20 protein-coding genes are annotated in these 21,144 nt (G+C 73.9%); 14 read left to right on the top strand and 6 right to left on the bottom strand.

The genetic code is table 11. From position 1 onward, the window contains the following. Positions 1–255: 255 nt before the first annotated feature. Positions 256–1,395, bottom strand: coding sequence for an Mrp/NBP35 family ATP-binding protein (locus DEF28_RS17940; protein ID WP_114397379.1), 1,140 nt, complete (start codon positions 1,393–1,395; stop codon positions 256–258). 240 nt (positions 1,396–1,635) lie between these two features. Here DEF28_RS17940 and DEF28_RS17935 point away from each other — a divergent pair, with 240 nt between their 5' ends. From DEF28_RS17935 to DEF28_RS17910, 5 genes are all read left to right on the top strand, one after another. Beyond that, complete coding sequence (locus DEF28_RS17935) at positions 1,636–2,604, top strand: RNA polymerase sigma-70 factor (protein ID WP_199493363.1); 969 nt, start codon at positions 1,636–1,638, stop codon at positions 2,602–2,604. A gap of 69 nt (positions 2,605–2,673) precedes the next feature. After that, entirely contained in the window at positions 2,674–3,972 is a 1,299-nt protein-coding gene (locus DEF28_RS17930) for a type II CAAX endopeptidase family protein (protein ID WP_114397377.1), read from the top strand. 56 nt (positions 3,973–4,028) lie between these two features. Then, a complete protein-coding gene (locus DEF28_RS17925; protein ID WP_114397376.1) occupies positions 4,029–4,685 on the top strand; it encodes a DUF6758 family protein in 657 nt (218 codons plus the stop codon). Positions 4,686–5,241: 556 nt separating this feature from the next. After that, the gene (locus DEF28_RS17915; protein ID WP_114397374.1) at positions 5,242–6,105 is read left to right on the top strand and encodes a PHP domain-containing protein; all 864 of its coding nucleotides are present in this window, start codon (positions 5,242–5,244) and stop codon (positions 6,103–6,105) included. A gap of 154 nt (positions 6,106–6,259) precedes the next feature. Further along, positions 6,260–7,201, top strand: coding sequence for an MBL fold metallo-hydrolase (locus DEF28_RS17910; RefSeq protein WP_114397373.1), 942 nt, complete (start codon positions 6,260–6,262; stop codon positions 7,199–7,201). A 100-nt stretch (positions 7,202–7,301) separates the two neighbouring features. Here the strand turns inward: DEF28_RS17910 and DEF28_RS17905 are convergent, their stop codons facing one another. Both DEF28_RS17905 and DEF28_RS17900 read right to left on the bottom strand, forming a co-directional pair. After that, positions 7,302–8,183 (bottom strand): alpha/beta fold hydrolase, encoded by an 882-nt coding sequence (locus DEF28_RS17905; protein ID WP_114397372.1) that lies wholly within the window; start codon positions 8,181–8,183, stop codon positions 7,302–7,304. 104 nt (positions 8,184–8,287) lie between these two features. Next, entirely contained in the window at positions 8,288–9,850 is a 1,563-nt protein-coding gene (locus DEF28_RS17900) for a DEAD/DEAH box helicase (protein ID WP_114397371.1), read from the bottom strand. 646 nt (positions 9,851–10,496) lie between these two features. On the opposite strand from DEF28_RS17900, the gene DEF28_RS17895 reads away from it, so the two are divergent. The 3 genes from DEF28_RS17895 to DEF28_RS17885 all read left to right on the top strand — a co-directional run bounded on the left by DEF28_RS17895 (position 10,497) and on the right by DEF28_RS17885 (position 12,193). Further along, positions 10,497–11,201 carry a ferritin-like fold-containing protein gene (locus DEF28_RS17895; RefSeq protein WP_114397370.1) on the top strand — a complete coding sequence of 235 codons (705 nt, stop codon included), beginning with the start codon at positions 10,497–10,499 and terminating at the stop codon, positions 11,199–11,201. A gap of 183 nt (positions 11,202–11,384) precedes the next feature. Next, a complete protein-coding gene (locus tag DEF28_RS17890) occupies positions 11,385–11,696 on the top strand; it encodes a DUF6401 family natural product biosynthesis protein (RefSeq protein ID WP_114397369.1) in 312 nt (103 codons plus the stop codon). Between the two features lie 254 nt (positions 11,697–11,950). After that, complete coding sequence (locus tag DEF28_RS17885; RefSeq protein ID WP_114397368.1) at positions 11,951–12,193, top strand: hypothetical protein; 243 nt, start codon at positions 11,951–11,953, stop codon at positions 12,191–12,193. An 83-nt stretch (positions 12,194–12,276) separates the two neighbouring features. Here DEF28_RS17885 and DEF28_RS17880 read toward each other — a convergent pair whose 3' ends face one another. The 3 genes from DEF28_RS17880 to DEF28_RS17870 form a co-directional block, all read right to left on the bottom strand. Then, complete coding sequence (locus DEF28_RS17880; protein ID WP_114397367.1) at positions 12,277–13,116, bottom strand: mechanosensitive ion channel family protein; 840 nt, start codon at positions 13,114–13,116, stop codon at positions 12,277–12,279. Positions 13,117–13,351: 235 nt separating this feature from the next. Beyond that, complete coding sequence (locus tag DEF28_RS17875) at positions 13,352–13,975, bottom strand: TetR/AcrR family transcriptional regulator (protein ID WP_114397410.1); 624 nt, start codon at positions 13,973–13,975, stop codon at positions 13,352–13,354. A gap of 170 nt (positions 13,976–14,145) precedes the next feature. Then, positions 14,146–14,373: a hypothetical protein gene (locus DEF28_RS17870; protein ID WP_114397366.1), complete on the bottom strand. Its 228-nt coding sequence runs from the start codon at positions 14,371–14,373 to the stop codon at positions 14,146–14,148. 287 nt (positions 14,374–14,660) lie between these two features. Between DEF28_RS17870 and moeZ the strand changes: the two genes are divergently transcribed. From moeZ to DEF28_RS17840, 6 genes are all read left to right on the top strand, one after another. Further along, a complete protein-coding gene (gene moeZ / locus DEF28_RS17865) occupies positions 14,661–15,821 on the top strand; it encodes an adenylyltransferase/sulfurtransferase MoeZ (protein WP_114397365.1) in 1,161 nt (386 codons plus the stop codon). 172 nt (positions 15,822–15,993) lie between these two features. Next, positions 15,994–16,347, top strand: coding sequence for an SPW repeat protein (locus DEF28_RS17860; RefSeq protein WP_114397364.1), 354 nt, complete (start codon positions 15,994–15,996; stop codon positions 16,345–16,347). Between the two features lie 74 nt (positions 16,348–16,421). Continuing rightward, positions 16,422–16,742, top strand: coding sequence for an MGMT family protein (locus DEF28_RS17855; protein ID WP_114397363.1), 321 nt, complete (start codon positions 16,422–16,424; stop codon positions 16,740–16,742). 115 nt (positions 16,743–16,857) lie between these two features. Then, a complete protein-coding gene (locus tag DEF28_RS17850; RefSeq protein WP_114397362.1) occupies positions 16,858–19,998 on the top strand; it encodes an ATP-dependent helicase in 3,141 nt (1,046 codons plus the stop codon). A gap of 25 nt (positions 19,999–20,023) precedes the next feature. After that, positions 20,024–20,788: a helix-turn-helix domain-containing protein gene (locus tag DEF28_RS17845; RefSeq protein ID WP_258862323.1), complete on the top strand. Its 765-nt coding sequence runs from the start codon at positions 20,024–20,026 to the stop codon at positions 20,786–20,788. Next, positions 20,778–20,963, top strand: coding sequence for a DUF397 domain-containing protein (locus DEF28_RS17840; protein ID WP_114397360.1), 186 nt, complete (start codon positions 20,778–20,780; stop codon positions 20,961–20,963). The genes DEF28_RS17845 and DEF28_RS17840 overlap by 11 nt, the downstream gene beginning before the upstream one ends. Positions 20,964–21,144: the final 181 nt, after the last annotated feature.

Below are 21,144 nucleotides of genomic sequence, written 5' to 3'. Positions count from 1 at the left end.
GTCCACGCCGGGGCCGTCGGGGTACCCGGCGGCCCCGGCGTGGACCACCGCCGTTCCAGGAAGGGCGTCCTGGGCGGTTCGGGGGACCGGGGCGGTACTGGCGTGCCGCGCGGCCGCGACGTGTCCCCGCCCGGCCGGGCGGCCCGCCCGGGCATGAGCGGCCGGCGGAGGCGGCGCGCGGCGCTGCCGGAGGGGACCCCGGCACGCCGTCAGCGCCGCCGCCGGTCCGGTTCCGGACCGGCGGCTGGGGTGGTGCTAGCGCCGGGCCGGGGTAATGCCCAGCTGGAGCCCGGACAGCCCGCGCGGTTTGCCCACGAGTTCGTCGGCGACCTTGCGCAGCACCTGCGCGGCCTCGGTGTCGGGGTCGCTGAGGACGAACGGCCGTCCGGCGTCGCCGCCCTCGCGCAGGCCCATGTCGAGGGGGACCTGCCCCAGCAGCGGCACGTCGGCGCCCAGCGCGCGGGTCAGGCCCTCGGCCACCGCGCGGCCGCCGCCCTCGCCGAAGAGGTACGTGCGGTCCGTGGTACCCGGTGCGACGAAGTAGGACATGTTCTCGATGACACCGGCGACGCGCTGGTGGGTCTGCGCGGAGATGGCGCCGGCCCGCTCGGCGACCTCGGCGGCGGCCTGCTGCGGGGTGGTGACGACGAGGATCTCGGCGCTCGGCAGCAGCTGGGCGACCGAGATGGCGATGTCGCCGGTGCCGGGCGGCAGGTCCATCAGCAGCACGTCGAGGTCGCCCCAGAACACGTCGGCCAGGAACTGCTGGAGCGCCCGGTGCAGCATGGGGCCGCGCCACACCACGGGCTGGTTGCCCTGGGTGAACATGCCCACCGAGATCACCTTGATGTCGTGGGCGGTCGGCGGCATGATCATGTCCTCGACCTTGGTCGGGTGGCCGCTCACGCCGAGCATCCGCGGCACCGAGTGGCCGTAGATGTCGGCGTCGACCACGCCGACCTTGTGACCCTGCTCGGCCATGGCGGCCGCCAGGTTCACGGTGACGGAGGACTTGCCCACGCCGCCCTTGCCGGAGGCGACCGCGAACACCCGAGTCAGCGAGTTCGGGCGTGCGAACGGGATCTCCTTCTCGGCCTGCCCCCCGCGCAGCTTGGTCTGCAGCGCCTTGCGCTGCTCGTCGCTCATCACGTCCAGGTCGACGGCGACCCGCGCGACCCCCGGCACCTTGGAGACGGCGTCGGTGACGTCCTTCTCGATGCGGCCCCGCATCGGGCAGCCGGCCACCGTGAGGTAGATGCCGACGCTTACGGTGCCGTCGCCGCCGATCTCGACGCTCTTGACCATGTCGAGGTCGGTGATGGGACGGCGGATCTCCGGGTCCTGGACGGTGGCCAGGGCCCTGTTCACCTGCTCGGTGGTGGGTGTGGAGGACATGTAACCAATGGTACGAAAGCCAGCGGAGGATCAGCACAGAAGGCGACCGGCGTGCGTCCCGGGGGCCCGGCTCCGGACCCCGGTGCACCGCGCGTCCGCGCCCACGGGACAGTAGGGCGGGACAGGGACGCCGGGCCGGCGGGCGGGTCCCGCACGCCGGGACCGGCGCCGCGCGGCCGGGGCGTCTGACGAGGGCCGCGCCGCGCCCGGCCGGGCGGCGGACTGGGAGGTGACCCGGGAGTGAGCGACGACCCCGTGCGGCGCGAGACCGCCGCCGGTGCCACCGCCGCCTTCGAGGCGCACCGCCGACTGCTGTTCGGCGTCGCCTACGACATGCTCGGCAGCGTCGCCGACGCCGAGGACTGCGTCCAGGAGACCTGGATCCGCTGGGCGCGCGCCGACCGCTCCAACATCCGCGAACCCCGCGGCTACCTGGTGCGGGTGGTCGCCAACGTGGCGCTGGACCGGCTGCGCGACGCGCGCGCCCGCCGCGAGTCCTACGTGGGGCCGTGGCTGCCGGAGCCGCTGCTCACCGCGCCGGACGCCGCCGAGCGGGTGGAGCGGGCCGAGGCCGTCTCCTACGCGCTGCTCGTGGTGCTGGAGACCCTCGGCCCGGTCGAGCGCGCGGTGTTCGTGCTGCGTGAGGTCTTCGGCCTGCCCTACGCGGAGATCGCCGAGATCCTCGGCCGCTCGGCGGCCGGCGTCCGGCAGGTCGCGCACCGCGCCCGGGAGCACGTGCGCGCCCGCCGCCCCCGCTTCAGCGCGGACCCGGCCGGGCAGCGGCGGCTGACCGAGCGCTTCCTCGCCGCCTGCCGGGACGGCGATGTCGCCGGGCTCACGGAGCTGCTGGCCGAGGATGTCGTCGTCGTGACGGACGGCGGCGGCCGGGCGCGGGCCGCGCTGCGCCCGGTCGCCGGCCTGGACCGGGCCGTGCGGTTCCTGGCCGGGCTCGGGGCGATGTATGCCGGGGCGCGGGCCGAAGTCGCCTCCCTGAACGGCGGACCCGGGCTCGTCCTGTACCCGGGCGGCGCGCCGGCGGTGTCCGGCGTGCCGCTCGCGGCGGCGGTCGTGGAGGCCGCGGGCGGCCGGATCACCCGGGTCCTCGTCGTTCGCAATCCCGACAAACTGCATATGTTGCGCCACGTGCCCAGCGGCACCGCGCCGGTGCCGCGCGACGCCCCCGGCGGCTCCACCACCCCGCTGACCTGAGACGCGACCGCCGGGTGGCCCTGCTCTTAACGCGGTCGATACATGGGCCACTAGTAATCTCGACAAACGATGGGAAATGCGCCGCCACCACCCGGCTCGCCCTGGCCGACCGAACCCGAGGGCCCGCGCCCGCACGCCCGACCGCAGTCGTCGCCGGCGTGGGCGTGGCCGCCCGCGCCCACGGCCGCGCACGGCCACGACAGCGCCGTCTGGGCGTGGCCGCCGCCCCGGCCCGCGCGCCCCACCCGGCTGGCAGGGCCGCCGCCCGGCAGCGAGTTCCACCGCGTCGCCCGCACCGCCTGGTTCCGCTGGTGGGTGCCGCCGCTGGCACTGGCCACGGCCATCGCGCTGTCCCAGCTCATCCAGGTGCCCATCGGCCTGTTCGCGGGACTCATCGCGCTGGCCTCCGGCGGGCCCCTCGACAGCGACGTGCTGTTCGGTTCGGCGGTCCCCGACCTCGCGGTGCAGCTCGTCGTCGTCGCGATGCTCACCCCGTCGGTCCTGGTGGCCGCGCGCTTCGTCCAGCGGCGCGGGGCCGGGACGCTGTCCTCCGTGGAGGGGCGGCTGCGCTGGCGGTGGCTGCTGCTGTGCGCCGCGGTCGCCACGCTGTGCGTCGTCCTGGCACTGGCGGTCCTGGCCGCGGCGCCGGGTGCCCTGGGGCCGCGCGTGCCGACCGGGTCGTTCGCCGGCACCGGCGAGTTCGCCGCCGGCATGATCGTCGTGCTGCTGCTCGTGCCGTTCCAGGCCGCCGGCGAGGAGTACGCGTTCCGCGGATTCCTGCTCCAGATCATCGGCGGCTACGGTGCCCGCCCCGGCGAACTGGCCGCGCGCGGCCGGGCCGACGGGCCGGTCAGCCGGCTGCTGCGCGGCCCGGTCCCCGCCATCGTGGTCAGCGCGGTCGCCTTCACCTCGCTGCACGCCTACGGCGGATGGGCCACCGCCGAGGTGCTGGTGTTCGGACTGGCCGTGGGATGGCTCGCCTGGTACACCGGCGGCCTGGAAGCCGGCATCGCCCTGCACGTGCTCCACAACATCGCCGGATTCGGGCTGTCCGCCTACACGGGTGCGCTCGACCGGCAGGGCACCGGATCGGGGAGCTGGCAGAGCCTCGCCGGCACCGTACTGGAGATCGGGCTGTACGTGCTGGTCGTGGTGTGGCTGGCCCGCCGGCGCGGCCTGCGCCGGACCGTGCCCGGTGAGCCCGCCGCGTTGCCCGCGGCCTCGGCGCGGCCGCCCGGCCCGGCGGAGCGCACGGCCGGTCTGCGGTCCGACCGTCCCGGTAGCGCACCCGCCGACGGGCCGGCCGGCCCGTCCGAGGCGCCACCGGTGACCACCTGGCGGCCGCCGGGCGGCCACCGGCACTCCTGACCTGCGGGTAAGACCGACGTTTTTCGTCAGGCGAGCCGGGTATCACCTCCGCAGTCATGAAGTCAGACCCGTCGTGCCCACGATGCGGACGCGCCGTCCACCCGCCCAGCCTGTGGTCGAGCGCGTGGCAGTGCGACGCGCACGGCCCCGTGGCCCCGCTGCAGCCGCTGCGCGATCCGAACCCCGCCACCCTGGACCTGCTGCTCGCCACCGCCGAGGTACCCGTGTGGATCCCGTGGCCGCTGCCCACCGGCTGGGTCATCACCGGGTTCGCCCAGGCCGGCGACGAGCGCAGCGGCGGCCTGGCCGCCGCCGTCGCGCTCTCCGGACCGGCCCCGCTGGGCGGGGTGGGCGAGCTGGTGGCCGTCGCCGAGGACCCGGGTATCGGACTCGCGGCGCGGCTCGCCGGACTGGAGGGACCCGATCCCGGAGACGGCTTCGACTCCGGTCCGCCGGCGGGCAAGATCCGGCACGACGGCCACGAGATCGCCCTGTGGAGCGTGCCGGCCGGCGACGACCGAGCGGTCTACGCGGGCGAGGCCATGGCGAGCTGGGTGTGGCTGGTCTTCTCGCCCGCCGACGCCGGGGTGCTGATCTGCGAGATCGGCGGCCTGCGGGACCTCCGGGACCGCAACGACGGAGGAGCCGCCCTGGAGCCGCCGTTCGGTGCGCCCACACCGTTCCTCTACGACCGGCTGCGCCCGCTCGACTGACCCCGCCGGCTCCCGGGGCCGGGCTGCGACGTTGACGGGGATCCGCTGAACTGCCCGCGGGCCTGGCGAAGGGTGCCGGAGGTCGGGGTGTGACGACGAGCCCGGCCGCCCTTCGCCCCGCACGCCACGTCCGTCTGGACGACCGTGTCCCGCCGTCGGTCCGGCCGGTGCGAGCGCGGACCCGCTCGGGTGGGACGCGGTTCCCAGCGCCGGTGGTGGCGAAGTCCCCGGCCCGGATCGGGCACTTCTTCCCCCGACTGCCCGCCCGATCGGACGGGCATTCCCGGTGGCCGCGATCCCGGCGGTCGCCGCGAACCTCACGACGGGCCTGTCGGAGCGGGCGGCCGCCCCCGGTCCGAGCCGGTTCCTCCGCACGCCACCGCCTGCCGGTCCCGCAGGCAGCCGGGCCCACGACCGGCGGGCGCTCGTTCCGCCGGCCTGGGCGGCTACGGCCGGCCACCTGGTCACGACCGCGCACCTGCCGTCCTGGTGAGCCGGGCTCCCCAATACGCCCTGGGCGGCCCGCCGGGTGCCCCGGCTTCCTAGAATCGTCGCGATGCGCATCGATCTGCACTCCCACAGCTCGGTCTCCGACGGCACCGACAGCCCCGAGTCCGTCATCGACCACGCGGTCGCGGCCGGACTGGACGTCCTGGCGCTGACCGACCACGACACCGTCGCGGGGCACGCGGCCGCCGCCGCCCGCCTGCCCGCGGGCTTCACCCTCGTCCCCGGCATGGAGCTGTCCTGCGCGTACCGCGGGGCGAGCGTCCACCTGCTCGGGTACCTCTTCGATCCCGCGTCCGCCGAACTCGCGGCCGAGCTCCGCCGCATCCGCGAGGACCGCGTCGTGCGGGCCCGCGGCATGGTGGAGCTGCTCCGGGGCGCCGGGATCGGCGTCACCTGGGAGCAGGTGCGCGAGATCGCCGGGGACGTCGCCGGCGACGACGTGGTGGGCCGCCCGCACATCGCTCGCGCGCTGGTCGCGGTCGGCGCCGCCGCGGACGTCCAGGACGCGTTCGACCGCTGGATCGGCTCCGGCGGCCCGGCCTACGTGGCCCGCTACGCGCTCGACCCGGTGCGCGCCGTGCGGCTGGTCCGCGCGGCGGGCGGGGTGTGCGTGCTCGCGCACCCGGCGCGCGGCGAGGGCGCGCTGACCGGGGCGGTCCCCGACGACCTCGTGCGGCGGATGGCCGAAGCCGGCCTGGGCGGCATCGAAGCCGACCATCCCGCCCACGACGCCGCGGAGTGCGCGTACTGGCGGGAGCGCGCGGCCGAGTTCGGCCTGGTCGTCACCGGCTCCAGCGACGACCACGGTGCGCTGACCGGCCACCGGCTCGGCTGCCGGACCACCGACCCCGACGCCTACGCGCGCCTGATGGCGCCCGCGACCGGAGCCGTGCCGATCGTCGGCCACTGACCAGGGCGTCCGGGGCCGGCGGCGGTTTACAACTGTTTTATGCGTTCTATGGGATGGTCGCTGCTCGCGCGACCGAGTACGCATCCGCGGCGTGGGACCGGGACAATGGGGCCCGCAGAGGTTGGCAGTCGGACGGAATCGAAGGGTCGGCACCGTGTTCTGGAAGCGGAAGGGCAAGAAGCAGGACGGCGACGCCGCGGCCGCGGAATCCGGCGGCGTCAGCACGGCGACCGTGGACGAGGAGCGCGCCGAGACGGCCGCGCCCGCGGAGTCGGCGGAATCAGAGCAGCCGAAGGCGGGTACCGAGGCCGGCGCCGCCGGCTCCGAGCCCGTGGAGACGGCCGATGCGGCCGGGACCGGCGAGGACGGCGAGGAAGACACGGCGAGCGACGCCGCCGCCGGCGAGGAGGCCGACGCGGCACCGGCTGAGCCGGAGCGCGGCGGTGCGGGTGACGGCTCCGCCGAGGACTCCGCCATCCGGCTGGTCCGGACCGCCGGCGTGCTGCACGTGGACGGCGAGGAGGTCGACGTCGTCAGCAACACCTGGATCGTCCAGGCCGACGACGAGGGCGTCATCGTGATCGATCCGGCGCACGACGCCGCCGCGGTCCTGGAGGCGGTCGGCGACCGCGAGATCTACCTCGTGGCCTGCACCAACGGATACAACACCCACATCGGCGCGGCGGTCGAGGTCGCCGCGCGCGACGAGTCGCCCATCGCGCTGCACCCCCGCGAGCTGCGCGCCTGGCGCAAGGTGCACGGCATCGAGCACCGGCCGGACATGGAGGTCGAGGGCGGCGGCCACCTGGAGGTCGGCGACCTCGAACTGGAGGTCCTGCCTACCCCCGGTACCTCCTCCGGGTCCGTGTCCTACTACATCCCCGAGCTCGGCGCGGTCTTCAGCGGCGACATCCTGCTCGCCGGCCGGCTCGGCACGGTGGGCGAGGGATACGTCGACTACACCACCCAGCTCGCCTCGGTGGGTGAGATCCTGCTGTCCCTCCCGCCGGACACCCGTGTCCTCCCCGACAGCGGCGAGGAGACCACCGTCGCGGCGGAGTCCAAGAACTTCGACGACTGGGTGTCGGCCGACTGATCCGCGCCCGCTCCGGCACCGCCGACGGCGGCCGCACCGGTCCGGGCCGCGGGGCCGGGCGTCGCCCGCCGCGCGTCCGGGCCGGAGCCGCCGGGCGGGCTCAGGCCCGCCGTGAGGCCTCGGCCCGGTTCCAGAACTCGGTGAGCGCGCTCGCCGTGGTCTCCGGTGCCTCGACCCCGGGGGAGTGCGCGGCGCCCGGGATCACCACGCGGTCGGCCCGCAGGCGCTTGGCCATGGCCGCCTGCGCCTCCGGGGGCCAGGCGTCGTCGTTCTCGCCGTAGAGCACCAGCTGCGGCACCGGAGCCTCCGCGAGCTCGGCGGTGCGGTCGGGGGCCGAGGTGACCGCGTCGGCCATGCACGACAGCCCGACAGGGCAGTTGCCGAGCATGCGGTCGCGCATGAAGTCCGCGATCTCCTCGCTGATCCCGCTGGCCCGGGTCGGCCCGTCCAGGTGCCGGTGCCAGAGCTCGGTGAGGACCTCGGTCGTGGGAGAGGGCCCGAGGGCCGCCATGAGCTGCCGGGCGTTCGCGGCCGACGCCCCGCCCACCCCGCCCGGGCCGGAGCTCATCAGGGTGTGGGAGAGCGGCGTGATCTCGCCGGCGAGCACCGTCTCGCGGGTCACCAGGCCGCCGAAGGAGTGGCCCAGCAGGTGCACGTCCTCGTCACCGAGCGCGCGGACCAGCACGGCGACCGCGTGTCCGAGGGCGGCGCAGGTGTAGCGGGCGGGGTCGGCGCTGCCCGGCGACTCGTACTGGCCGGGCAGGTCGATGGCGTACACCCGCCGGCCTGCCTGGGCGAGCGTCTGGAGGATGGCGAGGAAGTCCTCCTTGCTTCCGGTGAACCCCGGAACCAGGACGGCCGAATGCCGCTCGCAGCCGCCGGCGGCCGGGACCGCCTCAAGGACGGCGATCGGCCCCAGCGGGGTCGCGACGTCCACCCGCCGCACTCCGGGCGGAAGTTCCAGAAACCGAGGCGTACTCACGTCGGTTCACCCTAGACGATCTTGGATCGGATGGGGCGGTGGGTCACGCGGCCCCGGAGCCGGTCCGGTTCCGTTCGTGACCCCATGTCCGCGACGGCTCCCCGTCAGTCCTGCTCGCCGGCCACCTCGACGCCGCCGCGGGTCCGGCGGCGCCGCCGCGACCGGCGGGCCGGGCGCTCCCCAGCGGAGCCGGCGCCCTCGGCGGGCGCCTCCGGGGCCGGCTGGGCGGCGGTGCCGCCCGACCCGGCGCTGCCGTCCGCCTTCTCGGCCGCGGCCTCCGCACCGGACCGCGCTCCGCCGCGGGTCCGCTTGCGGTTGCGCGAGCGGCCGCCCCGCGGCCGGTCCTCGTCGCGGTCACGGCCGCGGCGGCCGGTGTCGCCGATGTCCTCGACCTCCTCGGCCTCCAGCCCGGCGCGTTCCCGCAGCTCCTTGGCCAGGGTGCCCTTCGTCCCGGGCGGGATGCGCAGGGCCTCGAAGAAGTGCGGCGACGTGGAGTAGGTCTCGGCCGGATCGGTGAACGGCAGGTCGAGCGCGGTGTTGATGAGCTTCCAGCGCGCCACCTCCTGCCAGTCGATGAACGTGACCGCGGTGCCCGACCGCCCGGCGCGGCCGGTGCGGCCGATCCGGTGCGTGTAGGTCTTCTCGTCCTCCGGGCACTCGTAGTTGACCACGTGCGTGACGTCGTCCACGTCGAGGCCGCGGGCCGCGACGTCGGTGGCGACGAGGACGTCGATCTTGCCGTTGCGGAACGCGCGCAGCGCGCGCTCGCGCTGGCTCTGGCCGAGGTCGCCGTGCACCGCCGCGGCGGCGAAGCCGCGCCCCTTCAGCGCCGTGGCGACCTGGTCGCACGCGCGCTTGGTCTGGCAGAACACCATGCTGAGGCCGCGGCCCTCGGCCTGGAGCAGCCGGGCGAGCATCTCGAGCTTGTCGAGCGAGTGCGTGCGGAAGACGTGCTGCTCGGTGCCGTCGGGCAGCCGCTGGTCGGAGTCGTCGTCGCTCGCCCGCACGTGGGTGGGCCGGCGCAGGTAGTTGCGCGACAGCGCGACGATCTCGCTCGGCATGGTGGCGGAGAACAGCATGACCTGGCGCTCCTCGGGCACCTTGGCCATGATGCGCTCGATGTCGGGCAGGAAGCCGAGGTCGAGCATCTTGTCGGCCTCGTCCAGCACCAGCGCCGCCACCTGCGAGAGGTCCAGGTGGCGCTGGTTCTCCAGGTCCAGCAGCCGCCCCGGCGTGCCCACGACGATGTCGACGCCGTTGCGCAGGCCGGTGATCTGCGGCTCGTAGGCCCGGCCGCCGTAGACGGTCAGGATGCGGGCACCGGTGCGCTTGCTCGCCGTGGCGAGGTCGGCGGCCACCTGGATGGCGAGCTCGCGGGTCGGGACTACGACCAGGGCCCGGGGGCGCCGGGCGCTGCCCGGGGTGGCCTGCACCCGCTGCAGCAGCGGCAGCCCGAACGCGAACGTCTTTCCGGTGCCGGTGCGGGCCTGCCCGATGATGTCGGTGCCCGTGAGGGCGAGGGGGAGTGCGAGGGTCTGGATCGGGAAGGGTTCGACGATGCCTTCTGCCTCCAGTGCGTCCGCGATGTCGGCGTTGACGCCGAGGTCGCGGAACGTCTGGCGGGTTCCTTGGGTGGGTGCTGCGCTGGTCAGGGCTCGTGCCTCCATCTGGCTGGCCGCGATGCTTGGTGGCCGGGTGTGGCGCGGACGGGCTCGCCTGCGGCGAGCCGGACGCTGTCGCAGAGGTTCCCGGAATCCCCGGGACCGAATCCGGCGCGGCTCACCGGCACCGCGGAGGTGCCCGCGGGCGAGTGGCGCGGCTTCGTCGCTCTGCACTTCGGTGCTGTCGGTCACGGATTCGCGATCGGCGCACGGCGTCCGCTGAGTTGTCATGGTGCGCGGCGGAGCGGTCGCGGCCGGCGCGGCCCCCGGTCCGTCCGTGCGGACGTGTCGGGTGCTCCGCCGATCGCGTGGACGCCCGCGCTCGCTCCCCGCCGGCTGGACGCGCGTGGTCCGCGGCCCGGTCGGCGTGGGTGCGGCGGCCCGTGCCGGTGCCGCGACCTTCGCGGCGGCGTGCAGCGGGGGCTCCGCGCGGTGGCCGGCCGGTGCCGGCCACAGGGCGAGTGTATCCTGCGGGTTCCCCGGCTGGACATGCCGCTTTTACCACAGGATGGACAGTGCCTGAACCATCCGCATGTGAAACGGTGCGCGGACCGGAAAAAGTCCCGGCCGCGGGGACGGACCCGCCGGACCCCGCTCCCGGTCGTCCCGCGGGGGCACGGCGGTGCCGGCCGGATCGTCTAGGCTTCTCCGCATGACGAACGGATCCGAGGCCGGCTCGCCGGCGCCCGCCGCCGACCCCGCCACCGGTGCGGTCATCGACCTCCTCGGACTGCTGGCCTACGCCGAGCTCGTCTCCTTCTTCCGCCTCTCCGACGACGCCGAGCTCGCGCCGACGCTCGCGGACAAGGGCGAACTCGCGGGCCTGGCCGCCACGGAGTACGGGCACTACCGCATGCTCCACGACCGGCTGACCGAGCTGGGCGCCGACCCCGAGGCGGCCATGCGGCCGTTCGTCGCCCCGCTGGACGACTGGCACGCCCGCACCCGGCCGCAGAGCTGGCTGGAGGGGCTGGTGAAGGCCTACGTGGGCGACGGGATCGCCGGCGACTTCTACCGCCAGGCCGCCGAACTGGTCGACGACCACACCCGCGACCTGGTGGACGGGGTGCTGACCGAGAGCGGGCGGGCGGAGTTCATCGCCGCCAAGGTGCGCGCCGCCGTCGCCGACGACCCGAAGCTCGGCGGGCGGCTGGCGCTGTGGGCGCGGCGGCTCGTGGGCGAGGGCCTCAGCCAGGCGCAGCGGGTGGCCACGCACCGGCCCGGCCTCGCCGAGCTCCTGGCCTCCTCGGCCGAGAGCGAGGGGGGCTCGGCCGACCTCGCGGCGGTCGGCCGGATGTTCGCCCGTCTGACCGACTCGCACACCGCCCGCCTGCGGGCCATGGGCCTGGCCACCTGACCGTCCGCCCCGGGATCCGGACGGGCGGGCCGTGAACGCCGGAACGCCGGCGGTGACGGCGTTCCGAGTTATACGCATGTTGTGGCATCTGTCGGTTTCGCCACCCATGGCACTGTTGTGTTTGACGTCCATATATAGTCTGTGGCGTTCGCTTCCCCGCACCGTTCTCTGAGGTATCCATCCATGCGCCGTGGGTTCTTCGTCGAGTGCCCGCTGGCTCGGCTCTCCTTCGACTTCGGGCAATTCGGGCTGCTGGCCGCCCGGGAGGACCCCGGCGTCACCGCCGAGCTCGACCAGCACGCCGCCGCCGTCCGCGACTCCATCGAACGCGACGGGACCCGGCTGACCCGGTCGTCCCTCACCCACTACCTGCACGGGTTCGTCGACGGCTGCCGGGAGCGCGGCTGGGACTCCGACGGCGTGGACTACGACTGGGAGACCCTGCGACTGCTCGCCATCTGCCGGTTGGCCAAGGAATACGGATTCATCCGTTAGGCCAGGCGAGGACCGGCACAAGGCGGCAACCGCGGTATTTCCGGCGATCCGCAAAGTGACCACGAGAACGCGTGCGCTGGGCGTACGCTAAGCGTGTCCCGGGTGCGACCGCGCTGTCCGCGGCCCGCCGCCGTCGCGAGGGCGCGGTCCGCGCCGCGCGACGCGGTGCTGAGACGAACGCATCCGGATCTCCAGGGGACCCGCCCCGTGATCGATGACGCGGACAGCTGTGTGCCGCGAGAAAGGAACAGCGCATGAGGAGCGGCCGGCATGGGGCGGCGCGTCCACCGATCGGCGTCCTGATCCAGCAGGATCGCGTCGACTTCTCCCTCTTCGCCCTGCACGCGGTCATCGCCGTGGTGGTCATGATCAGCACGGGCGTGGCCAGTGTGGCCTTCTGGCTGTCCCTGCTGTCCATCATCGCCAGCGCCGTGCTGGCGGTCCGGCGGATCGACCGGCTCTCCCGCGAGGAGGTCGCCGACGAGGAGCTGCTCTGAGGGACGGACCCCCGGGAACGGACGAGGGCGAGGCCGTGCGGCCCCGCCCTTCGCGTTCCCCGCCGGTGGCGGCGGCGGTCCTGTCACGGCGCCGGAGGGCGCTCCCCGGGCGCCTCGCCCGGCGGGTGCGCTCCGCCCGGCCCGGCCGGCTGCGTCGGTCGTGCGGCCTCCTCGGGCTCGCGGGCGGCGGCCGGTCCCCCCATGGCGTCGGCGCGGCCGCGCCGGTAGCTCTCCTCGCGCACCCGGACGCTCTCCCGCTCCGCCGCGTCCAGCCAGTTGGCCCAGCGCTGCTGCATCGGGCGGACCAGGCCGCCGCCGACACCGACGATGAGGATGCCGGCCAGTGTGGCGAGCACCGCGATCAGCACGGGCTGCGTCACGGTCGTGGCCACGTTGATCTGGTTCAGCGCCGCGATGATGCCGAGCGCCAGGATGAAGATGCCGGCCACGTTCGCGAGGAAGCGCCCGTAGGCCAGGCCGCCGAGAGCGGAGGCGATGATGTCGCGGACCGCTCTGGCGATCAGCGCCGCGATCACGATGATGACCAGCGCCACGATGGCCCTGGGGATCCAGGCGACCACGCGGTCCAGCATCCGGGTGATCGGGTTGGTCGGCCCGAAGACGCTGAACGACAGCTGCAGCACGATCAGCACGCCGATGTAGTAGATGACCCGGCCGCACAGGTCGCTGGCCGTGAACCGGCTGCGGCGCATGTAGTCCCCGGCGCCCCCGCGTTCCAGGGTCCGGTCCAGCCCGGCCTTGGCCAGTCCCTTGGCGACCAGCCTGCCGATGATCTTGGCGATGATCCAGCCGACGATCAGGATGACCAGGAAGGCCAGCAGTTTCGGTCCGACGGACACCACGGTGCCCCAGGCGTTCGTCAGGCCTTGCCCGAGATCGACGGCGGCGAGCGACGTGGACATGACGGTACCTCCCCCGAAGAAGCCTGCGTCTGGCGCATCGCGCACGATAACCAGGCAAAGGCGACATAAGTCGCTTATCAACCGGGGCTACCCAGCGGGGACGGAACCAATCATCGCTGCGTCCGGGGGCGCCGGACAGGGCGAAACTTGGCCCGCGCTTCACTCGACACGGGGTCTCCACCGCGGCCGCTGCGGGGCCGTCGCGCGCAGTGCCGGGGCGGCGGGGGCGGGGCCGTCAGCCGCGGGTGAGGTCCCACCCGCTGATGCCGCGCCAGGCCAGCCGGGCGATGAGCTGCTCGGCGGCCTCCTTCGGGATGCTGCCGTAGTTGCCCAGCCAGTACCGGGCACTCGTCTCGGCCATGCCGACCAGGCCCATGCTGAGCAGGTGGGCCTCGTCGTCGGAGATGCTGGTGTCCTGCCGGATCACCGCGCCGATGAGGTCGGCGCAGCGCTGCAGGGTCTGCTCCGTCTTCTCGCGGACCGCCGGCAGGTTGCGCAGGTCCGACTCGAAGACCAGCCGGAACGCCTCGCCCTCGCCGGCCACGAAGTCGAAGTAGGCCTGGAAGCTGGCGACCACGCGCTGGCGGTTGTCGTCCGTGGACTCCAGCGCGGCGCGCTGCTTCTCGACCAGGGCCTCGGAGTGCTGCTCCAGGAGCGCGAGGTAGAGGTCGAGCTTCCCGGGGAAGTGCTGGTAGAGCACGGGCTTGCTCACCCCGGCCCGGTCCGCGATCTCGTCCATGGCCGCCGCGTGGTAGCCCTGCGCGACGAAGACCTCCTGGGCCGCGGCCAGCAGCTGGCGGCGGCGCGCCAGGCGCGGCAGCCGTGTCCCGCGCGGACGGGCGTCTGAAGGAGCTGTCACACCCACACCCTCCGAACTCCGCGCGGCGCCTGCGCCACGCATGATCCAATGAACCCCAAACCCGCCGGGGGGCGACCGAACCGGTCGCAATCCCGGCATGTGACTCGCAATCTTACTCGTCCGTAGGTTGGGCGCAGGCGCCATCGCCGGGCGGCCCGGCGGACGGCGGGTCAGCGGTACTCCTCCTCGCCGCCGTCGGTCTCCACGTCCACGGACTGCTCGACGGCGTCCGCCTCCGGGAGCTCGACCGCGGAGCCGATGTCGGGGGCCTGCGGCTCCTCGCGGTCCAGCAGTGCGGCGCGCTGCTCCGCGGTGTCGGCCTCGGGGGCCTCGACCGAGGACTCCTCGGGTTCGAGGTCCCGCGGATCGGTCTCTGCTCGATTCGGGTCGGTCGTCACGGGAACTCCCCCCGATGTCGGCTCATGGTCCACCTCCACGCTACTCCGCCGCCGGGCGCCCGCGTTGGGGGAGCGGGCGCGGTGCCGCCCGCCCGCGAGGGGCCGCGGGCCGGACGGCCGGGTGGGCGGCCTCCGGGCATCCGTATCCCGAAGTGGGAATGCGAAACCCGACCGCGTAGGTTGGAATAGGAGCAAGCCCGTCGACGTCTCGGCGGGTCCCACCCGCCGGAGCGCGCGGCGGGCACCGCGCCGAGAGCCCGACGTATTCGACAGTCTGAGGAGCCGCTGTGTCGCTGCCGCCGCTGGTTGAACCAGCCGACGAGCTGACTGTGGACGAGGTACGCCGCTACTCTCGCCACCTCATCATCCCCGACGTGGGCATGGACGGCCAGAAGCGCCTGAAGAACGCCAAGGTCCTGGTCGTCGGCGCCGGCGGGCTCGGCTCGCCCGCGCTGCTGTACCTGGCCGCCGCCGGAGTCGGCACGCTCGGGATCGTCGACTTCGACGTGGTCGACGAGTCGAACCTGCAGCGCCAGGTCATCCACGGCCAGAGCGACGTCGGCAAGCCCAAGGCGGAGTCCGCCCGGGAGAGCATCGAGGAGGTCAACCCCTACGTCAACGTCATCCTGCACAAGGAGCGGCTCGACTCCTCCAACGTGCTGGAGATCTTCGGCGGCTACGACCTCATCCTGGACGGCACCGACAACTTCGCCACCCGCTACCTGGTCAACGACGCCGCCGTGCTGCTGAACAAGCCGTACGTGTGGGGGTCGATCTTCCGGTTCGACGGCCAGGTCAGCGTCTTCTGGAACGAGTACGGACCGAACTACCGCGACCTCTACCCCGAGCCGCCGCCGCCCGGCATGGTGCCGTCGTGCGCCGAGGGCGGGGTCCTGGGCGTGCTGTGCGCCGCTATCGGCTCGGTCATGGTGAACGAGGCCATCAAGCTCATCACCGGCATCGGGGACACCCTGGTCGGCCGGCTGATGATCTACGACGCCCTGGAGATGACCTGGCGGACCGTCAAGGTGCGCAAGGACCCCGAGGCCGAGCCCATCACCGAGCTCATCGACTACGAGGCGTTCTGCGGCACCGTCTCGCAGGAGGCCCAGGAGGCCGCCGCCGGCTCCACCATCACCGCGCGCGAGCTGAAGGACATGATGGACCGGGGCGAGGACTTCTACCTGGTCGACGTCCGTGAGAAGAACGAGTACGAGATCGTCAGCATCCCGGGCTCGGTGCTCATCCCCAAGGGCGAGTTCCTGAACGGCGAGGCGTTCGGCAAGCTCCCGCAGGACAAGCGGATCGTGCTGCACTGCAAGTCCGGCGGCCGCTCCGCCGAGGCGCTGGCCGCGCTCAAGGGCGCCGGCTTCGGCGACGCGGTGCACGTGGGCGGTGGCGTGCTCGCCTGGGTGAACCAGGTCGACCCGAGCCTGCCCACCTACTGACCGGCCTCCCCGCGGGGAGTGGCCGCTGAGCGGGGCCGTCGCGGTGAGATCCGCGGCGGCCCCGCCGGCGTCTCCCGCGCTGACCTGGTGCGGCGCGCGTGCACAGGATTGGGGTACTGCCCGGTTTGGGTAGATATGGGATAGGTCTGAGCCCCCATCCAGGAGGTGCGGGATGAAGATGAAAGGGCGTTGGGAAGACTGGGTGGCCCTGGTCGCCGGAGTCGTCGCCATGATCAGCTGGCTGTGGCACGGCATGCTCGGATACGGCATGGCGGCCATGTTCCTGCTCGGCATCCTGACCGTGCTCGCCGCGGTGATGTCGATCACCCGCCCCGGGCTCATCGCCACCGAGGCGGCCACCCTCGTGCTGGGGGTGCTGATGTTCGTCACCCCGTGGGTGCTCGGGTTCGCCGGCAACCCGGCGGCGGCGTGGACCGCGTGGATCGTCGGCCTCGTCATCGCCGTCATGGGAGCCATCGGCCTGCCGATGAGCAACGTCACGCACCGTCGCACCATCCCGCACTAGGAGGGCGCCCACCGCGGCGGAGTCGAACCGGGCGGCCGGTCCTCGCCGGACCGGCCGCTCGCTACGGTTGGGCCATGCAGCGCGACGCCCATCCCAGCGACTATGCCGAGCGGGTCCTCGACGTCGTGGAGCGCATTCCGCCCGGCCGGGTGATGTCCTACGGCGATGTCGCCGAGTACCTGGGAGAGGGCGGGCCGCGGCAGGTCGGCGCGGTGATGGCAGCGTGGGGCGGCGGCGTCCCGTGGTGGCGGGTGCTCCGCGCTGACGGCACCCCGGCGCCCGGACTGGAGGCGCGGGCCCGGGCGCACTACGCGGCCGAGGCCACCCCGCTGCGTCCGGGGTCGACCCGCGTCGACATGCGCCGGGCCCGCTGGGACGGCGCCGCGCGGGACTGACGCGCCGCAGGCGCGGCGCCGCCGTCGCGGCGGAGCCGCGGGGTCCCCGCTGCCCGTTCCGCGGACGGGGTCCGCGGTGCGCGGCATGTCCCGGACGTCTGGTGAACTAGGTCGGGTGAGCTCATCCCCGTACCGCCTCGTCCGCCGCGTGCGGCGTGCGGCGCCCGCCCCGGAGCTGGACGAGAACCAGCGCCGCGTGGTCGCGCACGAGGGCGGGCCGATGCTGGTCCTCGCGGGTCCGGGCACCGGCAAGACGACCACGGTCGTCGAGGCCGTGGTCGACCGGATCGAGCGCCGCGGCGTCGACCCGTCGCGGGTCCTCGTGCTCACCTTCAGCCGCAAGGCCGCCCAGGAACTGCGCGAACGTATCACCGCGCGGCTGCGCCGCACCACCCGGGAACCGCTCGCCCTCACCTTCCACAGCTACGCCTACGCGCTGATCCGGCGGGAGTTCCAGCGGTCGGGGGACCTGCCGCCGCGGCTGCTCTCCGGCCCGGAGCAGCTCATGGAGATCCGCGAGCTGCTCGCCGGCGAGTCGGCCGACGGCGCGCGGGCGTGGCCGGAGCGGCTGCGGCCCGCCCTGGAGACCCGGGGGTTCGCCGAGGAGCTGCGGGACTTCCTCATGCGCGCGGAGGAGCGGGGGCTCGACTCCGGCGCCCTGGCCGCGCTGGGGCGGGAGCTGGGCCGCGACGACTGGGCGGCCGCCGGCGGGTTCCTGGACCGCTACACCGGGCGGTTCGACGTCGCACCGGTTCCCACCCTCAACTACGCCGAACTCGTGCGGATCGCGGCCAACCTGCTCACCGACCCCGGCATCCAGGCCCGCGAGCGGGCTGCCCGGGAGGTGGTGTTCGTCGACGAGTACCAGGACACCGACCCGGCGCAGGAGGCGCTGCTGCGGGCGCTGGCCGGCGGCGGGCGCGACCTCGTCGTGGTGGGCGATCCGGACCAGTCCATCTACGGCTTCCGCGGCGCCGACGTCCGCGGCATCCTCGACTTCCCCACCCGGTTCCCCTCGGCCGGCGGCGCGCCCGCCCCCGTCGTCGCGCTCCGGGTGTGCCGGCGCAGCGGCCCCGCGCTCCTGGAGGCCTCCCGGCGGCTCGCCCAGCGGCTGCCGGCGGCTCCCAGCGGCGGTGGGGTCAACGCGCACCGCGTACTCTCGCCGCTGCCGGACGCGCCGGCCGGCGAGGTACGGGCGCTGGTCGCCGAGAGCAGCACCCAGGAGGCCGCCGTCGTCGCCGACACGCTGCGCCGGGCGCACCTCCTCGACGGGGTCCCCTGGTCGCGGATGGCGGTGCTGGTGCGCTCGGCCACCCGGCAGATCCCGGTGCTGCGGCGCGCCCTCGCCGCGGCGGGCGTCCCGGTCGTCGTCGGCGGGGACGAGCTGCCGCTGGCCGCCGAGCCCCTGGTACGCCCGCTGCTGGCGCTGCTGCGCTGCGCGCTGCGCCCGGAGACCCTGGACGACGCCGCCGCGCACGAGCTGCTGACCAGCCCGTTCGGCGACGCCGACACCGTGCTGCTGCGCCGGCTGGGCCGGGCGCTGCGGCAGTTGGAGCTCGACACCGGCGGCCGGCGCCCCTCGGCGGAGCTGATCGCCGCGGTGCTCCGCGATCCGCGCGACCTCGCCGTGATCGCCCCCGAGGTGCGGGCGCCGGCCGAACGCGTCGCCCGGCTGCTCGCGCTCGTCCGCGACCGCGCCGCGGCGGGCGCCTCCGCCGAGGAGGTCCTGTGGGAGGTGTGGCAGGCCGGCGGGCTGGCCGACCGGCTGCTGCGGGCCAGCCAGGCGGGCGGCCGGCGGGGAGCGGCCGCGGACCGGGACCTGGACTCCGTCGTCGCGCTGTTCGAGAGCGCCGCCCGCTACTGCGACCGGCTGCCGCCCGGTGTCCCCGAGGGGTTCCTGGACGACCTGGAGGCGCAGGAGATCCCGGCCGACACACTGGCCGAGCAGGCCCCGAAGGGCGAGGCCGTGCGCATCCTCACCGCGCACCGGTCCAAGGGCCTGGAGTGGGACCTCGTCGTGGTCGCCGGGGTGCAGGAGGGCGAGTGGCCCGACCTGCGGCTGCGCGGCTCCCTGCTGGGCGTGGAGCACCTCGTCGACACCGTCGCCGGGTTCGCCGAGAGTACCGGCGCCGCCGTGGCCTCGCGGCTGCTCGACGAGGAGCGCCGGCTGTTCTACGTGGCCGTGACCCGGGCGCGGCGCACGCTGGTCGTCACCGCCGTGGGCGGCGAGGACACCGAGGAGCGCCCGTCGCGCTTCATCGGCGAGCTGGGGCTGGGCGAGCCGGAGCGCGTGGCCACCGGCCGGCGGTGGCTGTCGCTGCCGGCGCTGGTCGCCGACCTGCGCTCGGTGGTCACCGACCCCGACCGCCCCGACCCGCTGCGCCGGGCCGCCGCCGCGCACCTCGCCCGGCTCGCCGACGAGGGGGTGCGCGGCGCCGACCCGGACGAGTGGTACGCCCTCACCCCCTACTCCACCGATGAGCCGCTGGTCGCCGAGGACGGGCGGATCCGGGTCTCGCCCTCGCAGGTGGAGAAGTTCGGCAGCTGCCAGCTGCGCTGGCTCCTGGAGGTGGCGGTCGGGGCGCGGTCCGCCGAGCTCGCCTCCGCCATCGGCAGCATCGTGCACGCGCTCGCGGTCCTGGTCGCGGAGGGCGCCGAGCTGCCCGACATCGAGCGCCGCATGGACGAGATCTGGACCGAGCTGGACTTCGGCGGCCCGTGGTACGCGGAGAAGGAGCGGGTGCGCGCGGAGGCGATGGTGCGCAAGCTCATCGACTGGCACGAGGGGAACGATCGGGAGCTGGTCGTCACCGAGGAGGGGTTCCGGGTCGACATCGGCGGCATCGAGATCACCGGTCGGGTGGACCGGCTGGAGCGCGACGGTGCCGGGCGGGCCGTGGTGGTCGACATCAAGACCGGCTCCTCCCGTCCGGCGAACGACGAGCTGGCCCGCCACCCCCAGCTCGGCGTCTACCAGCTCGCCGTGCTGCGCTCCGCCTTCGAGCGGTACGGCCTGCTGGAGCCGGGCGGCGCCGAGCTGGTGCAGGTCGGCACCGCGGCGTATGCGGCGAAGGTCCGCGTCCAGGAGCAGCCGGCACTCGGCGACGACCACGACCCGGAGTGGGCGGAGCGCCTGGTGCGCACGGTGGCGACCGGGATGGCGGGGAACACGTTCGCGGCCGTGCGCAACGACGGGTGCCGGACCTGCCCGGTCCGGTCGAGCTGCCCGGCGCACGAGGAGGGCGGGCGGGTGTGAGCGTGCCCGTCGGTCGCCGGGGAAGCTGCGGAAGAACACGGGCATGACGCAGGCGCAGGTGGCGAAAGAGCTACAGGTCGCGCCCTCGTACTACTCCCAATGGGAGAACGGCGTGCGGCCTCTCAGTGCGGAGTACGTCCATGCTCTGGACACCTTGTTCAAGACATCGGGAGGGTTGCTTCGCCTGTGGCAGGACCTGAACAGGCCGGACGCGCTTCCTCCAGGGTTCCAGGAGCTACCCCGACTGGAGCGAGCCGCGGATCGGCTCCGTGACTACGGACCATTGCTCGTTCCAGGACTGTTCCAGACGCCCGAGTACGCTCGGATAGTGCTGGAGTGCGAACGCCCGTGGGAGAAGGACGGTGCTGTGGAGCGGCTCGTTGAGGCGCGGTTGGCCCGCCAGCAGCTCTTGGAGGAGGAAGGCGCCCCACTACTGGCCGTCGTGCTCGATGAAGGCGTACTTCGCCGAGTGGTGGGCAGCCCCGAGGTGATGAAGGAGCAGCTCGATCGGCTCCACGCTGCGGGACAGAACCGTAGGATCAGCCTTCAGGTCATGCCCTGGGCCACTCGGCGACGCCCAGGACTGACAGGCCCCTTCCGCATCTATACCTTTCACGAGCGCCCCGAGGTTGTTTCAGCGGAGTACGCGATGGGAGAACACCTACTGGATCGTCCGGAAGACCTGGCTGCGTACAACACGCTTTTCAGCATCCTCCAATCGGAGGCACTGCCTACCGCGCAAAGTCTCGATCTCATCAAGAAGGTCCGTAAAGAACTCGATGAACAGTAAGAGAGCGGCTTGGCGAAAGAGCAGCTACAGCGGCGGTGGCGGAAACTGTGTTGAAGTCAGCGATGGTCTGACGATAGCTGTCCGCGACAGTCAGCAGCCTGACCTTGGTCACCTTGAGTTCCCAGTGAAGGAGTGGACGGCGTTCCTTACCCAGGTGAAGTTCGTCGATCTGTGACCGCCGCACGACGTCCGGTATCTGAGCGAGCCGGGAGCCGTTGCCCTGTAGCCGGCTCCCCTGCGGCCCGGTGACATCCACGACCAGGGACCGGCCCCTGACACCGCCGTGAACTAGGGTCGGACGGTACTCCACCCATCGGACGGACCTCGACGACCATGACCACCGCACCCCCCCGCCC

Origin of the sequence: Marinitenerispora sediminis (assembly GCF_003336425.1) — a bacterium.
Classification (GTDB): Bacteria; Actinomycetota; Actinomycetes; order Streptosporangiales; family Streptosporangiaceae; genus Marinitenerispora; species Marinitenerispora sediminis.
Note: the sequence above shows the minus strand (reverse complement) of the source record. Positions and strands in the feature narration are given on the sequence as shown.

Excerpts from the sequence above, each read along its gene's own strand:
- DEF28_RS17880 (WP_114397367.1), bottom strand. The coding sequence starts at position 13,116 with ATGTCCACGTCGCTCGCCGCCGTCGATCTCGGGCAAGGCCTGACGAAC.
- DEF28_RS17885 (WP_114397368.1), top strand. The coding sequence starts at position 11,951 with ATGAGGAGCGGCCGGCATGGGGCGGCGCGTCCACCGATCGGCGTCCTG.
- DEF28_RS17915 (WP_114397374.1), top strand. The coding sequence starts at position 5,242 with ATGCGCATCGATCTGCACTCCCACAGCTCGGTCTCCGACGGCACCGAC.
- DEF28_RS17930 (WP_114397377.1), top strand. The coding sequence starts at position 2,674 with ATGGGAAATGCGCCGCCACCACCCGGCTCGCCCTGGCCGACCGAACCC.
- DEF28_RS17840 (WP_114397360.1), top strand. The coding sequence starts at position 20,778 with ATGAACAGTAAGAGAGCGGCTTGGCGAAAGAGCAGCTACAGCGGCGGT.
- DEF28_RS17900 (WP_114397371.1), bottom strand. The coding sequence starts at position 9,850 with ATGGAGGCACGAGCCCTGACCAGCGCAGCACCCACCCAAGGAACCCGC.
- DEF28_RS17895 (WP_114397370.1), top strand. The coding sequence starts at position 10,497 with ATGACGAACGGATCCGAGGCCGGCTCGCCGGCGCCCGCCGCCGACCCC.
- DEF28_RS17925 (WP_114397376.1), top strand. The coding sequence starts at position 4,029 with ATGAAGTCAGACCCGTCGTGCCCACGATGCGGACGCGCCGTCCACCCG.
- DEF28_RS17860 (WP_114397364.1), top strand. The coding sequence starts at position 15,994 with ATGAAGATGAAAGGGCGTTGGGAAGACTGGGTGGCCCTGGTCGCCGGA.
- DEF28_RS17940 (WP_114397379.1), bottom strand. The coding sequence starts at position 1,395 with ATGTCCTCCACACCCACCACCGAGCAGGTGAACAGGGCCCTGGCCACC.
- DEF28_RS17890 (WP_114397369.1), top strand. The coding sequence starts at position 11,385 with ATGCGCCGTGGGTTCTTCGTCGAGTGCCCGCTGGCTCGGCTCTCCTTC.
- DEF28_RS17855 (WP_114397363.1), top strand. The coding sequence starts at position 16,422 with ATGCAGCGCGACGCCCATCCCAGCGACTATGCCGAGCGGGTCCTCGAC.